Annotated in this window: 14 protein-coding genes and 1 tRNA gene; 10 read left to right on the forward strand and 5 right to left on the reverse strand. The window is 58.3% G+C overall.

Annotated features, from left to right (window positions below; genetic code table 11):
• Positions 1-67 precede the first annotated feature (67 nt).
• From metG to IEX36_RS01210, 4 genes are all read right to left on the reverse strand, one after another.
• Positions 68-2,299, reverse strand: a complete 2,232-nt coding sequence (metG, locus tag IEX36_RS01195; protein ID WP_188757551.1) for a methionine--tRNA ligase — start codon at positions 2,297-2,299, stop codon at positions 68-70.
• Between the two features lie 38 nt (positions 2,300-2,337).
• On the reverse strand, positions 2,338-2,661 hold the full coding sequence (locus IEX36_RS01200; RefSeq protein ID WP_188757552.1) for a hypothetical protein: 324 nt from the start codon (positions 2,659-2,661) through the stop codon (positions 2,338-2,340).
• A 102-nt stretch (positions 2,662-2,763) separates the two neighbouring features.
• On the reverse strand, positions 2,764-3,534 hold the full coding sequence (locus IEX36_RS01205; RefSeq protein WP_229668601.1) for a FadR/GntR family transcriptional regulator: 771 nt from the start codon (positions 3,532-3,534) through the stop codon (positions 2,764-2,766).
• 149 nt (positions 3,535-3,683) lie between these two features.
• Positions 3,684-5,024 (reverse strand): MFS transporter, encoded by a 1,341-nt coding sequence (locus tag IEX36_RS01210; protein WP_188757553.1) that lies wholly within the window; start codon positions 5,022-5,024, stop codon positions 3,684-3,686.
• Between the two features lie 214 nt (positions 5,025-5,238).
• Here IEX36_RS01210 and IEX36_RS01215 point away from each other — a divergent pair, with 214 nt between their 5' ends.
• From IEX36_RS01215 to IEX36_RS01250, 8 genes are all read left to right on the forward strand, one after another.
• Positions 5,239-6,234 carry a pectinesterase family protein gene (locus IEX36_RS01215; protein WP_229668602.1) on the forward strand — a complete coding sequence of 332 codons (996 nt, stop codon included), beginning with the start codon at positions 5,239-5,241 and terminating at the stop codon, positions 6,232-6,234.
• Positions 6,235-6,254: 20 nt separating this feature from the next.
• A complete protein-coding gene (meaB, locus tag IEX36_RS01220) occupies positions 6,255-7,448 on the forward strand; it encodes a methylmalonyl Co-A mutase-associated GTPase MeaB (RefSeq protein ID WP_229668603.1) in 1,194 nt (397 codons plus the stop codon).
• Complete coding sequence (tsaB, locus tag IEX36_RS01225) at positions 7,448-8,092, forward strand: tRNA (adenosine(37)-N6)-threonylcarbamoyltransferase complex dimerization subunit type 1 TsaB (protein WP_188757554.1); 645 nt, start codon at positions 7,448-7,450, stop codon at positions 8,090-8,092. The genes meaB and tsaB overlap by 1 nt, the downstream gene beginning before the upstream one ends.
• The gene (locus IEX36_RS01230; protein ID WP_188757555.1) at positions 8,089-8,562 is read left to right on the forward strand and encodes a GNAT family N-acetyltransferase; all 474 of its coding nucleotides are present in this window, start codon (positions 8,089-8,091) and stop codon (positions 8,560-8,562) included. The genes tsaB and IEX36_RS01230 overlap by 4 nt, the downstream gene beginning before the upstream one ends.
• Before the next feature lie 89 nt (positions 8,563-8,651).
• Positions 8,652-8,882, forward strand: a complete 231-nt coding sequence (locus tag IEX36_RS01235; protein WP_188757556.1) for an HP1242/YdcH family protein — start codon at positions 8,652-8,654, stop codon at positions 8,880-8,882.
• 111 nt (positions 8,883-8,993) lie between these two features.
• Positions 8,994-9,635, forward strand: coding sequence for a phosphatidylserine decarboxylase (locus IEX36_RS01240; protein ID WP_188757557.1), 642 nt, complete (start codon positions 8,994-8,996; stop codon positions 9,633-9,635).
• Positions 9,635-10,489, forward strand: a complete 855-nt coding sequence (gene pssA / locus IEX36_RS01245) for a CDP-diacylglycerol--serine O-phosphatidyltransferase (protein WP_229668604.1) — start codon at positions 9,635-9,637, stop codon at positions 10,487-10,489. The genes IEX36_RS01240 and pssA overlap by 1 nt, the downstream gene beginning before the upstream one ends.
• Positions 10,490-10,543: 54 nt before the next feature.
• Positions 10,544-11,608, forward strand: a complete 1,065-nt coding sequence (locus tag IEX36_RS01250; RefSeq protein ID WP_188757558.1) for an Asd/ArgC dimerization domain-containing protein — start codon at positions 10,544-10,546, stop codon at positions 11,606-11,608.
• Positions 11,609-11,617: 9 nt separating this feature from the next.
• On the opposite strand, the gene IEX36_RS01255 is transcribed toward IEX36_RS01250, so the two are convergent.
• Complete coding sequence (locus IEX36_RS01255) at positions 11,618-12,154, reverse strand: hypothetical protein (protein WP_188757559.1); 537 nt, start codon at positions 12,152-12,154, stop codon at positions 11,618-11,620.
• A 188-nt stretch (positions 12,155-12,342) separates the two neighbouring features.
• Between IEX36_RS01255 and mak the strand changes: the two genes are divergently transcribed.
• Both mak and IEX36_RS01265 read left to right on the forward strand, forming a co-directional pair.
• A complete protein-coding gene (gene mak / locus IEX36_RS01260) occupies positions 12,343-13,257 on the forward strand; it encodes a fructokinase (RefSeq protein WP_229668605.1) in 915 nt (304 codons plus the stop codon).
• Positions 13,258-13,321: 64 nt separating this feature from the next.
• Positions 13,322-13,408, forward strand: a tRNA-Leu gene (locus tag IEX36_RS01265).
• The last annotated feature ends 219 nt before the right edge of the window (positions 13,409-13,627 follow it).

A 13,627-nucleotide genomic window follows, 5' to 3' on the forward strand; every position in this document is an offset into this window, starting at 1 on the left:
GGGTACTTCCCGGGGCATTTCCCTTTGAAATCAAGACTTTGGGTACTAAGTACGGGGTGGGGGGTACCTACTTCAGCCGAGACCCGAGCGCGATCTCCTCGCCGAAGGTCGCCAGCACCGGCTTGCCGTCCTCACCCTCGCTCGCGGCCAGCAACATCCCGTGCGACTCCAGCCCCCGCATCTTCCGTGGAGCGAGGTTCGCGATCACCACGATCCGTCGCCCGATCAGCTCCTCTGGCGTGTACCACTGGGCAATCCCCGAAAGAATCTGCCGCCGCTCGTAGCCGAGGTCCACCTCCAGCCGCAGCAGCTTATCGGCCTTCGGAATCCGCTCCGCGACGACGATCTGGGCCACGCGCAGATCGACCTTCACGAAGTCGTCGATCCCGATCTGCGGCGTCTCAGGCCGCGCCGCCTCCGCCGGGTGGTGCGCGGAGATGGGATGGACACTCTCGGCCACCTTATTCAGCGCAGCCGTGGCCGAAGCCGAAGCGATCGGCATCTCGGCAAACTCAGTGCGGTGACGGGCAGAGGCGTCGAGGTCGGAATTAACCTGCGGCAGCGCGATCACAGACTTTGAACCATTTGAACCATTGGACTTCGTAGCGTTTGCAGTTTCGATGTCATTCATAACTTGAATCAGTTCCTTAGGTGCTCTTGGGAAGATGGGACCAAGCGCACCGAGTTTGGTCCCAGGCTTGAGGTCGCCCCATTGTAGATTGTTCAGCTTGCCGTTGCGCGCAGCCTGCTCAATATCACCAAGCCCAAGCTGCGCCCAGACTTTAGACGTGGCGTAGGGCAGGATGGGGTAAAGGAGAGCAGTGATAATGCGGATGGATTCGGCGGCGGCGTAAAGGACCTCGTCCAGTTGCTTTTGACTCTCATCGTCGTGATTTTTTGCAAGCTTCCACGGAGTTTTTGATGAAATCTGGTTGTCGGTAGCTGCTATTAGGCCCCAGACGATATCGAGATATCGTGAGAAGTCGCGCTGTTCGAAGAGAGATGGAAGAGAATCGTTCGCAGTGACACTCTCAAACAGGCGGACGAGGCTGTCAGGGCTAGACCGCTCTGAGATTGAATTGGAGCGGAAATCCGCGATCATCTTCAGCGTGCGGCTGACGAGGTTGCCGTAGCCGTTAGCGAGGTCGCTGTTGTAACGCTGAACAACGGCGTCAAAGCTGAAACTTCCATCGTTACCGAATGGAATCTCGCGCAGGAGGAAGTAGCGCAGCACGTCGGCGGCGAAGAGGTCTTGCTCGTGCTTCGAGGCTTCGGGTTGCAGCGTGCCGAAGGCGTCGAGGATGGTTTCCGTGCGGACGATGTTGCCCTTGGACTTCGACATCTTGTCGTTCTCAAAGAGCAGCCAGCCATGCGCGGTAATGGCTTTGGGCAGTGGAAGCTTTGCCGCCAGCAGGAACGCGGGCCAGTAGACGCAGTGGAAGCGGATGATCTCCTTGCCGACGAGGTGCAGATCAGCAGGCCAGTATTTTTCAAACTTCGCCTGCTCGGCTGGATCGTCTGAGCCATAGCCAATCGCTGTCATGTAGTTGGCCAGCGCATCGAGCCAGACGTAGATCACGTGCTTCTCGTCACCAGGGACGGGGATACCCCACTTGAAACTGGTGCGCGAGATTGAAAGGTCTTTGAGCGCACCCGGAACATAGGGATGGCCCGCGGCAGAGTTTTCCGTCGCTCCGTCATTCACATTGCCGCGTAGGAAGCTGAGCACTTCATTGCGGCGTGTCTCAGGCTGAATCGCAAGTTCGCCAGATTCGATCAGGTCGATAAGTTGCCGCTGGAACGCGGACAGCTTGAAAAAGTAGTTCTCTTCGGTGACGGTCTCGGTGATGCGTCCGCACTCGGGGCAGGGCGCGCCGACCGGTACATCGACAAACGTCTCATCCGAGATGCAGTACTGGCCGGTGTAGCTGCGCAGTTCGATATAGCCATTCTCCTGGAGCGTACGGAAGAGCTTCTGGACGCCTGCTTTGTGGCGCGGCTCGGTGGTGCGGATGTAGTCGTCGTTGGTGATGCCCATGCGCTTCCACAGGTTGCGGAAGCTGTCGGACACCTCGTCGGCAAACTGCTGTGGCGCAATGCCGGCGGCTTCGGCGGAGCGCTGGATCTTCTGGCCGTGCTCGTCGGTGCCGGTCAGGAAGAAGGTGTCGTCTCCGAGCAGGCGGTGACGACGCGCGATGACGTCGGCGGCGATGGTCGTGTAGGCGTGGCCGATGTGCGGGCGCGCGTTCACGTAGTAGATCGGAGTAGTGAGGTAAAACTTTTGCTTTGGCTCGGACATGGAGTGGCTTAGAGCAAGTTTAGCAGGGTAGCCGCGCGCTATCGCCAGTGATAGACGACAAGACCGCCAGCCACGATCAATGCTCCGCCAACCAGTACGCTGATACTCGGAACTACGCGGAAGAAGAGGAAGTTGACGATCTGGAAGACAACAAACAGCGTCGCAACATACAGTCCAGTAACGGTGGCGAACTCAACAGGAGCGAGGTTGAGCCAGGTGCCGTAGAGGGTGAGCAGGATCCCTCCAACGAGGAAAAGACCGACGCGAACCGGCGTGGATGAGTGATGCAGAGCCACCCGGACTACAGCATCTCCTACTGCCTCAAATATGGTCGCGGCAAGTACAAAGAGAAAGATTTTCATCTCCTCTCATGCTCTCAAGGGGTGCGCGAGCGCGCAATAAAAATCGGCCAGTCGCCCGTCAGTCGCGGCTCGACACGCATGTCGTTTGTCGACGGGTGAAATTCAGTCGGCGTGGGTATCGTCGACATGCGCAGGCGCTGGTGTCAGGTCGACCTCTGCTGCCTGGGCGATGCGGGCGAGGTTCAGGTGCTTCTCCATCGCCGTGCGGGCCTGCGTGGGATTGTGCGAGCGGATGGCACGGTAGACCTCGCGGTGCATCTCGGCCGACTCTTTCAGGTCCTGCGCATTCATCACCGTCTTCGAGCGGTACTCGTAGAGGTTGGCGGTGATGGTCTCCATGAGCGCGCCGAGGATGGGATTGCCGGAGGCGCGGGCGACGGTGCGGTGGAAGCGCACATCGTGGATGAGGTACTGGTGCGGGTTGTCGAGCGTGGCGTACATCTCGGCGACCTCTTCGGCCAGCTCGGCGATGTGCTCGCCGCTCGCGCGCTCGGCTGCTAGAGCAGCGACGTTGGACTCGATAACAAGACGCGCTTCAAACATCTGCCAGGGCATGAAGCCATGAAGCACGCCGAGGACGGAGAGCGAGCTGGAGTCGAGCGCAGGCGGTCCACTCGAAACGAATGTCCCGGCGCCGTGGCGGCTTTTGAGCACGCCCATCGCAGAGAGAAAGCCGATGCCCGCGCGCAGGCTGGAGCGGCTGATTTTGAGCTGGCGGGCGAGGTCGCGCTCTGGCGGCAGACGGTCGCCTGGCTTTACCTCGCCGCTTGCGATGAGGCCGCGGACATGTTCGACGACCTGCATGGTGAGCTGGCTGTGAGCTGCCGAGTCGTCGTGAATCTCTTTAAGGGGCTCTTTGGCGTCTTTCTTCACGTGGAACAAAACTCCTTGCGCCGGTGTGGAAGAAGGGTAACACGGAGAAACGGCAATCGATAAGCGGCAGCAAGCGCCTCGCGGATTTGAGAGGCGCAAGACAAGCAACGCGGCTGCAGGCACGAGCTTCCTTACAGCCGCTAAACCGATTAGGCCGTCTGTTCTTCCGTTCGCGGCAGGCCGAGTCGTGGGACGAGCCATTGGAAGATGACGAGCGAGACGACGTAGGCAAATCCCGCAAGCGTGAAGATGACGAGCGGATGCAGCGAGAACAGCTCCGAGACAAGCCAGGTGAAGAAGGCTCCGCCCGCCGCGCCTGCTGCTCCGCCCAGGCCGACAACCGTGCTGACGCTGGTGGATGGGAACATGTCCGTCGGCGTGGCGAAGATGTTCGCCGACCAGCCCTGATGCGCCGCAGTGGCAAGACAGAAGAGTCCGATCGCAGGCCACGGGTTGCTGTGGAAGATCTCGTGCATATGCGGGACGAGCATGATGGGCAGCACGCAGAGGGAGGTGACGAGTAGCGCGAACTTGCGGCCCGCGTTGACCGATGCGCCGTGCTTCATACGGAAGCCGGAGAGCCATCCGCCGGCGACGGAGCCGATGGTGGCGGCGGTGTAGATGATGATGAGCGGATACTTGGCATGATTGAGATCCAGGCCGTATTTGTCGTGGAGAAACTTGGGAAGATAGAAGAGATAGAACCACCAGATGGGGTCGGTGAAGGCCTTGGCGATACAAAAAGCCCAGAAGCCGCGATGGCGCGCGAGCGTGCCGTAGAGTGGCTTGTCTTTCGTGACGGGTGCAAGCGCTGCCTGCGTCATCGTCAAGCCGCGGCGCAGCTTGTTGTACGGGAAGATGAGCCAGATGATGCACCAGATCAGGCCCATGGAGCCGGTGCAGATAAAGGCGGCGTGCCATCCAAAGGCCGTGGTGACGGCAGCGATCAGGATAGGCGCGATGAAGAACGAGGCATTGGTTCCGGAGTTGAAGAGGCCGTTGGCAAGAGCGCGCTCGTCGGAGGGGAACCACTCGGTGACAGCCTTGATGGCGGCGGGGAAGTTGCCGGACTCGCCGAGACCGAGGAAGATGCGTGCGATGCAGAAGCCGATGACGCTGGAGACCAGAGAGTGGCTGATAGAGGCGCATCCCCAGATAAGGATGGCGAGCACGTAGCCGGTTTTGGTGCCGAGCTTGTCGATAACGCGCCCGGCGAAGAGGAAGCCGACTCCGTAGGCGATCTGGAAGCAGATCACGATGCGGCCGTAGTTGAGGTCGTACGCGTGCTGGTGGGCGGAGTCGAGGCCCGGAATCCAGCCCATGAAGGGCAGATGCAGCAGCGGTTCGATCAGCGAGAGGACCGAACGGTCCATGTAGTTGATGGTTGTCGCGAGGAAGAGAAGAAAACAGACGAACCATCGAATATTGGACTTGTCGGGGGCCGTGGCGGTAAAGCCCTGGTCAGACAGACTGGCGGTGTTGGAAGGCATTAAGTTGTAACTCCGACGACAAAGGTTGGTCTGACCATATTCAGTGCTGGCTTTTTAGGGCTGAAAGTTTGAGGAAACGTGCTGTGGATGAGGATAGCTGCTTTCAACATAGATGTGTCAAGCGAATGCGACAGACGGGCAGTTCTGTTGCGGCGTGCCGGATGAGGTATCTTGGGCAAAAGTGGTCCTACGAAATCGTTTCAAGGGGGAAGAGATGAGGTTAGAGGTTGCCGGGCTAGCGTTTCTGGTTGTGTGCGGTGTTGCTGGTGCACAGATGAAGACGATCACGGTGGGAGCGAAGGGCGCGGACTTCACGACGATCCAGGCTGCAGTTGACGCTGCTCCGGCAACTGGCGCGGTGATACGAATTGAGCCTGGGGTGTATCGCGAGGTGGTGCATGTGGACCAATCACACATCCAGTTCCGCGGGCAGACGGATGATCCGTCGAAGGTCGAGCTGGTTTATGGCAACAGCGCGGCTTCAACTTGTGGAACCTCATGCTCTGCGACGCTCTTTGTTACAGGGACAGACTTTATTGCGACTGACATGACGATTGCCAACGACTACAGCAAGACGAGCGATGTACCTTCGCAGGCCGTGGCGCTTTCGGTGCGAGGCGACCGTGCCGTGTTTCGTCATGTGCGACTGCTGGGCGCACAGGACACTCTCTACGCGGCGAGCGGTCACTGCATGAACGGAGCGGTGAACTGCACGATCTCGCGGCAGTACTATGCGGACTGCTATATCGAAGGGCACGTGGATTTCATCTTCGGCGATGCGAAGGCGGTCTTCGACCACTGCGAGATTCACAGCATCCCACACATTGCCGGAGGTTATCTGACGGCGCAGAGCAACACGCGACCGGGGCAGGATTCCGGGTATGTCTTCAACCATTGCAAACTGACGGCGGACGAGGGCGCGGGGAATGTGTACCTGGGCCGTCCGTGGCGTGACTATGCGACGGTGGTCTACCTGAATACGTGGATGGGCAAACAGATTATGCCGGCAGGCTGGTCGGATTGGAAGAGCGCGCCTGCGCCACGTCTGCCGATGACTACTTATGCAGAGTTCAACTCAACCGGGCCAGGAGCGGATGCGAAGGATCGGGAGCCTTATGCGAAGCAGCTCACCGCTGCCGAAGCGGCGAAGTACGAAACGAAGGCGTACATGGCGGGTAACGATGGCTGGAATCCCGAGGCAGTGAAGTAGAGCGCGGTATCATCGCACAAGTGAGCGACTCGATACAGCCAATGATGGAGCGGTTGCGCGCAGGCGATGTGCGTGTGCTGGCGCGTGCGGTGTCGGTGGTCGAGGACCGGCTGCCTGAGGCGGCGGAGCTGCTTGCTGCGTGCCGCCAATCTGCGGTGCGAGCACTGAGGATTGGCGTAACTGGGCCTCCGGGAGCAGGGAAGAGCACGCTGGTAGACCAGTTGGCTCGACTTCTACGTGCGGAGGGGAAGACGGTTGCGGTGCTGGCGGTTGATCCGTCGAGCCCTTTTACTGGTGGCGCTCTGCTGGGCGACCGCATTCGGATGCAGGGGTTCGCGGACGATGATGGCGTGTTTATTCGCAGCATGGCTTCGCGTGGTGCGATGGGCGGGATTGCCCGCGCGGCTGCCGATGTTTGCACGGTGATGGAGGCTGCGGGGCGCGAGACGGTTCTGATTGAGACTGTCGGGGTTGGACAGGATGAGGTGGATGTTGTTGGGCTCGCGGATGTGGCTGTTGTCGTGCTGGCTCCTGGGATGGGCGACGATGTGCAGAGCTTGAAGGCCGGGTTGATGGAAGTGGCGGATGTCTTTGCTGTGAACAAGGCTGATCGTGGTGGTGCGGAGGCTGTCGAGGCGGAGATTACATCAATGCAGGCGCTGGCCAGTGAGCATGGTGCGTGGGTGCCACCAGTTGTGCGAACGGTAGCTACTACAGGCGATGGCGTTTCAGCGTTGCTCTCGGCAGCGCGTCATTGTGCGGCACAGAAGAGTGCGCGGCGTGAAAGGATTCGAGCGAGTGTGAAGCTCGACCAGCTAAGGCTCGATCACATGGGCGTGGCCGTGCGAAGTATTGCTGCAGCGCGCGGATTTTATGAAGCGCTGGGGCTTTCCGTCACGCATGAGGAGACGGTAGAGCATGAGAAGGTAAAAACAGCGATGCTCCCACTGGGAGACACGCGGATTGAGCTGCTGGAGGCGACCGAGGCGGATTCTGTGATTGGGCGTTTCATTGAGAAGCGTGGTGAGGGGTTGCATCACATTGCTGTGTATGTGCCGGGAGTGGATGCGGCGTTTGAGCGCATGAAGGCTCAGGGCGTGCGGCTGGCCAGTAATGCGGTTCGTGTGGGTGCGGGCGGGCATCGCTACTTTTTCGTGCATCCTTCGAGCACGGGCGGTGTTCTGCTGGAGATTGTTGGCGAGGATAAGGCTTAATGCGGTTTTTGCTGATCCATACTTCGGGCGCGGAGGGCAGCGTGGCGCTTGCGTCAGACTCAGGTGTGCTTGCGTCTGCGCCGTTGCCAGGACGAAGTGCGTCGGAGCGGCTGCTGCCTGCTGTGCGGCGGTTGATGGAGTCTGCTGGATGGAGACTGCCCGACCTGACGGCGGTCGTAGTGGTCAATGGGCCGGGCTCCTTTACGGGAGTACGCGTGGGTTTGAGCGCGGCCAAGGGATTGTGTGAAGCTGGCGGAGTGCCAATGATTGCTGTTTCACGGTTGGCTTTGGTGGCAGCCGCGATCGATGACGTCGTGGTTCATGCTGTGCTCGACGCTGGGCGTGGGGAGTTTTACTGCGGTGAGTACGCCGGTCGGCGAATGGTGCGCGAGGCCTTGCTGCATGGGGATGAAGTGCGCGCAGTTGTGGGGAATGGAACGGTAGTGGTATGCGAGCCGAAGGTTGCTGAGGCTTTTAGGGATTTGAATCCGCAGATGGTGTGCGAGCCTTCGGCTGAAGCGGCGCTGCCGTTTGCGCTCGAGCGAGCTCGAACGGGGACTTTCGACGATGTTGCATTGAAAGATGCGAACTATCTACGTCGAACCGATCTAGAGATACAGGCCAGGCTGAGGACCGCGCAGTGAAGTTGCCCGAGTTGCGTGTTCGGGCAGCGGCCGTAGGCGACATCGCAGCCGTAGTCGAGCTGGAGCGTGGCATTGCTGAAGCACCGCACTGGAACGAAGCTGACTATGGTGCGATTTTGTGCGGAAGTGGTGTGCGTCGTTGTCTGCTTTTAGCAGACGTTGGCGGCGAACTTGCCGGATTTGCGGTGGGCAAAGTTGTCGTGGCTGGTTCGGAAGCTTTGGCTGAGCTTGAGAGCGTGGCCGTTCGCAGCGACATGCGGAGGAAAGGCGTGGGATCTGCATTGTGCGAAGCTGTGGCAGCATGGTGCCTGGCGCAAGGTGCGGCGGAGTTGGAGTTGGAGGTACGCTCTTGCAGCATAGACGCGCTTCGGTTGTATGAGCGGCTTGGCTTTGAATCCGTCGGGACTCGCCGCGCGTATTACCGCGATCCGGACGACGATGCAGTTTTGATGAGATTGAAGCTGATTTAACCCCGGTTTTCCACCTTGCCAGCTCTCGCCGGGCTGTAGTAGCGTTTTGCCATCGTTAAGAACGCCGTTCAACAATGGAGGTGCGCTTGATGCAGACCGCCAGGTTTACGGAGCTTCCACAGGCCTCGTCGCTTCCCTCGATCCATCAACTCATGCAGGAACACAGCCTGTACGACCGCAGGCTGGAGACACTGCGCGCCAAGGTTTACCTGACCGAAGCGGAGAAGATGGAAGAGGTTAGGCTTAAAAAGATGAAGCTGCATCTGAAAGATGAGATGGAACGGCTGAGGCGTCTCGGTGCGCCGTCGCCCGAAAACTGATTCCGGCGGTGCTTGATTGTGGCACGGGCGGCGCATCGCCTGAGGTGAGGGTGTGCCCTCTTCGGCGAGCTGCAGTCTGACAGGGGTTTGAGGCTTTATAATCGTGTACTTATGGTGAAAGATGGATTCTTTTACGCCTTAGGACTTGGGGCGGTTGCGGCGGTGCTGTGGTATCTGCACATGCCTGTGTTTCTGGTGGCGTTGCCCATTCTGCTGGCAGCGTTTTTTCTCTGGTTCTTCCGCGACCCGGAGCGGGTAATTCCGCAGGGCCCCGGGCAGATTGTCTCCCCCGGAGACGGGTTGGTGACAGAGGCTGAGTGGATCGAAACGACAGGCGGCAGCAGGCTTCGGATCAGCATCTTTCTGAATGTCTTCGATGTTCATGTCAACCGTGCTCCTGCAGGTGGCGTGGTGAAGGTGTGCGAGTTTCGCAAGGGTGAGTTCATGAATGCGATGAAGCCGCAGTCGGTGCTGAATAACGAGCAGACGCTGATTACCATCGACGCCGGCGGCTATGAGGTCAGCTTCAAGCAAATCGCCGGACTGCTGGCGCGGCGGATCGTCTGTAACCTGAAGGTCGGTGATCGGGTGGAACGCGGGCAGCGCGTGGGGCTTATCAAGTTTGGCTCGCGCGTCGATGTGTTGCTTCCAGCAGAGGCCGAGCTGAAGGTGAAGACGGGCTCTCGCGTGCGCGGAGGCGCCTCGGTACTGGCTGTGGTTCCTGAGCAGAGCAATCTGACCGGAGTGGCCTGATGGACGAACACGCGCTGGAAGAGTTGGACGAGATGGGCGCCGACCCAGACACTCGGCGGAGACAGCCAAGCCGTGGCATGTTTCTGCTGCCATCTCTGTTTACGGCGGGCAACATGGCTGCTGGATTTTATGCCATCACGCAGAGCGTGCAGGGGTCCCTGTTCGACACCTCGTACTTTGACCGTGCCGCGCTGGCAATTGGAATTGCGGTGCTGTTCGATGGTGTAGATGGTATTGTTGCGCGCGCGACGAATACGACCAGCGCGTTCGGCCGCGAACTGGATTCGTTGGCCGATGTCATTACATTTGGTGTTGCGCCCAGCCTGCTTGCATATATCTGGGGTTTTCGGATGATCCCGGCGTTATCGAATCCGGACTTGCGCGGCCAGATCGTGCATCTTGGCGTGTTCATCTGTTTCATCTTTTTGATCTGCGGAGCAAGTCGGCTCGCACGATTCAACATCAGCATCAACCCGCAGCCGAGGAACCCTGGCCGTCCGGGCAAGAAGTATTTTGTTGGGATGCCGATTCCAGCTGGTGCTGGCGTGATCGCCTCTGTTATTCACTTTCAAAAAGGTTCACCGATCGACAATCCATGGATTGCACTGGTTTGGGTGGCTCTGATCGGTTTCACTAGTTTCCTGATGGTGAGCAATTGGCGTTTCTGGAGCGCGAAAGAGATGACATCGGGCAAGCGCAGACCGTTCCAATTAGTTGCTGTGATTGCGGTATTCGGTGCGCTGATTGTTCTGTATCACCGCTACATGCTCATCATTCTGGCGATGGTGTATCTGGTCTCCGGTGTTCTGGCACGGCTGGCATATTCGTGGGGCAGGCGTCGCAGGCACGCATAGCGGTTGGATGGCGTTGTACCGCGTGGTTGGCGCGGCGAAGAGAGTCGGTGAGACATGGCGAATGAGACGTATCGGATTGGAATTGTAGGAGCAGCATCGCTGGTAGGTAAAGAATTGAGCGACGCCTTGGGCGAGTCGCTGCTTGCAACATCAGACGTCGTGCTGCTCGATGATGAAGAATCTGAAGGCCAGATGACAGCATCGGGTGATGAGGTCGCGTTCATCCAGCGGTTGGGGCCGTCATCGTTTGAGCGTTTGGATTTTGTCTTCTTTGCATCTGACTCCAGCGTGACTAAGAGGCATTGGGAAAAGGCGCGGCAGGCAGGCGCAACTATCCTTGACCTGACGTATGCGTTGGAAGGCAAAAAAGGTGTTTTGGTCCGTTCGCCTTGGGTGGCCGAAGTGCTTGAAGCGCTAGAAGCAGGCAAGCCGCACAAGGGCAAAGAGCCTGATTTGAACACCCATGCGGTTGTCGTAGCGCATCCTGCTGCGATGATGATTGCTCTGGCTGCAGCGAGACTACGCGCGCAACTGCCACTAGTGGCGGTTGCGGCAACGGTGATGGAGCCAGCTTCGCAGCATGGACGTGCTGCGATGGACGAGCTTCATCAACAAACGGTGAACCTGCTCTCGTTCCAGGGCTTGCCTCGCGAACAGTATGACGCGCAGACCGCATTCAATCTATTGCCAAAGCTTGGCGAAGCTGCTGCGGTGAAGTTTGCAGAGGTGGGGCAGAAAATCCGTGAGGAGTATGCCGCGTTGGTGGGCAGCAGCCTGCCATCATTGGCCTTGAACATGGCGCAGGCGCCGGTGTTTCACGGCTATGTAGTCTCGATGTTGATTGAGCTGGCGCAGCCGGTGACACTAGAGCAGGTCGAGACGGCGCTTGCTGGTGAACACATCGACATCGTCGGCACGGAGTCCGACCCTCCGAGCAATTTGAGCGCGACTGGGCAGGAAAATGTGATGTTGCGAGTCACCTCTGGCACGGGCGGCATGGGACTAGAAAACCGGTTCTGGCTGTGGATGGCTGCCGACAATCTGAAGCTGATTGCACTGAATGCGATTGCCTGCGCATTGGAATTGCGGAAGTTGAGGCCTTTGGGCAAAGTGCAGTAAAGATTGCATCTAGTGCGCCGGGGCGATTAGCTCCACGTAATTGCGGCCTTCATAGAGGCGGTAATGATTGCCCGAAGGTAAAATCTGCAGAGGTGTGGGGCGATGAAGTTCAGTGTCGTGCGCCGATTGGACTGTGAATAGTTCGTGTGCACCAATATCCATGACGATGAACTTGTTGTTAGCGATGAAACCGCAGCCATAAGCTCCAGGCACGAGGCGATGGCCGCCGATCTCAATTGGCTCCTGCGTGATGAGATACGCTTGATACTTCTGCTGCACGCTACTGGAGTATCCCGATGTATCAACTAGAGCGACAAGCAGCAAACTCTCTTTCCCGAAGCGGATTCCCGCAGAGTTGCGGTCCTGCACGCTTGCACTTTGCCCTTGGAAGAAGACAGTGGCTGGAATAATTTTGCCCGTTTCGGACGCGTTGAGAATAGTCATGGAAGCAGCGGCAGAGGGTGTGGAATTGGCTTGAGATACAGCCTGGACTGCTGGAAGAGAGAGTGTGATGACAATTGTTGCTGTGAGAAAGAGACGAAACATGGCACTCCTTTCAATCGAAGCCAATCGTAGCCAATGAGGGAGGGGATTGCAATGTCCGCCCGTGCGACTTTAGTGCTTGGAAGTTCCGGTATTATCTAAGAGATAGGTTAATTTCACCACCGTTGCGGTAAGTGTTCTCCTGGTGCTTGTATATAGGGAGAAATCCTTATTTGCCTGGCAGAGGTTAGATGAAGAATCCGGAGATGCGCATCGGTATCGATCTTGGTGGCACCAAAATCGAAGCGCTCGCCATTGACAGCAAGGGTGCGGAGCTGGTGCGGCACCGTATCCACACGCCGCGAGATGATTATGACGCTACGATCGCGGCGATGGTGGGATTAGTTCACCTGATCGAGAAAGAGACTGGCCGCGTCGGGACGGTCGGCGCTGGCATTCCAGGCAGCATCTCATCGGTGAGCGGGTTGGTGAAGAATGCCAACTCTACGTGGCTGAACGGACGCCCTCTGCACCGCGATTTGACGGCTGCTCTGGGACGCGAAGTACGCGTGGCAAACGATGCCAACTGCCTTGCCGTTTCTGAGGCGACGGATGGTGCGGCGGCGGGCAAGCGTGTCGTGTTTGGCGTGATTCTCGGAACGGGATGTGGCGGAGGAGTTGCCATTGATGGCCATGTTCATGCTGGGCCGAACGGTGTGGGTGGTGAGTGGGGACACAACCCGCTGCCATGGCCGAAAGAAACTGAGAACCCTGGTCCACGGTGCTACTGCGGAAAGCAAGGGTGCATGGAGATGTGGATCTCCGGCACAGGAGTAGCATTGGACTATAAGAATGTAACGGGCAAGCAGAAGACAGCTCGAGAAATTATGGCCGACTTTGAAACGGGTGAAGGAGACGCCGTTGCCGCTGTAGAGCGGCTAGAAGATCGATTGGCGCGCGGGCTGGCAAACGTGATTAATATGCTCGACCCCGATGTCTTCGTGGTTGGTGGAGGATTGTCGAAGACGAGTCATTTGTATCAGGCGCTTCCGGAGTTGCTGCCAAAGTATGTTTTTGGACGTGAAGTAGCGACACCTGTGTTGCAGGCGAAGTATGGCGATTCGAGCGGAGTACGCGGAGCGGCGTGGCTTTGGCCCAGTATCTGATGGGCGCAATATGCGATACTGAAGTAGAAATCGATGCTTGGAAGCACGCAGGCATACCTAGCAAGCCGGGATGGCGGAACTGGCAGACGCAGCGGACTCAAAATCCGCCGAGGGCAACCTCGTGGGGGTTCGACCCCCCCTCCCGGCACCAGCAAATCAAAACTTTTGCAGTGAACTAAAAGAGCGCGGAACAGCTCTTTCCCGTATGTGGTGTCTGCTATCCCTCATCCCCTTCGGCGACTGCACCAAGCACTTTTGTGATCAGCTTGAGGTCGTAGTTGCGATGGCAATTTCACTTTTCGCATGAAGCATGGTGGTGCCAAGAGACGCAAGCGTAGGCTTGACTCAAGCGTGCAGTGACATCAAATTA

The organism is Edaphobacter acidisoli (assembly GCF_014642855.1).
GTDB lineage: Bacteria > Acidobacteriota > Terriglobia > Terriglobales > Acidobacteriaceae > Edaphobacter > Edaphobacter acidisoli.

What these genes read in the sequence shown, in the direction of transcription:
- metG (WP_188757551.1), bottom strand. Translation starts at nt 2,299, where the DNA reads ATGTCCGAGCCAAAGCAAAAGTTTTACCTCACTACTCCGATCTACTAC.
- IEX36_RS01200 (WP_188757552.1), bottom strand. Translation starts at nt 2,661, where the DNA reads ATGAAAATCTTTCTCTTTGTACTTGCCGCGACCATATTTGAGGCAGTA.
- IEX36_RS01210 (WP_188757553.1), bottom strand. Translation starts at nt 5,024, where the DNA reads ATGCCTTCCAACACCGCCAGTCTGTCTGACCAGGGCTTTACCGCCACG.
- IEX36_RS01215 (WP_229668602.1), top strand. Translation starts at nt 5,239, where the DNA reads ATGAGGTTAGAGGTTGCCGGGCTAGCGTTTCTGGTTGTGTGCGGTGTT.
- tsaB (WP_188757554.1), top strand. Translation starts at nt 7,448, where the DNA reads ATGCGGTTTTTGCTGATCCATACTTCGGGCGCGGAGGGCAGCGTGGCG.
- IEX36_RS01235 (WP_188757556.1), top strand. Translation starts at nt 8,652, where the DNA reads ATGCAGACCGCCAGGTTTACGGAGCTTCCACAGGCCTCGTCGCTTCCC.
- IEX36_RS01240 (WP_188757557.1), top strand. Translation starts at nt 8,994, where the DNA reads ATGGTGAAAGATGGATTCTTTTACGCCTTAGGACTTGGGGCGGTTGCG.
- pssA (WP_229668604.1), top strand. Translation starts at nt 9,635, where the DNA reads ATGGACGAACACGCGCTGGAAGAGTTGGACGAGATGGGCGCCGACCCA.
- IEX36_RS01250 (WP_188757558.1), top strand. Translation starts at nt 10,544, where the DNA reads ATGGCGAATGAGACGTATCGGATTGGAATTGTAGGAGCAGCATCGCTG.
- IEX36_RS01255 (WP_188757559.1), bottom strand. Translation starts at nt 12,154, where the DNA reads ATGTTTCGTCTCTTTCTCACAGCAACAATTGTCATCACACTCTCTCTT.
- mak (WP_229668605.1), top strand. Translation starts at nt 12,343, where the DNA reads ATGAAGAATCCGGAGATGCGCATCGGTATCGATCTTGGTGGCACCAAA.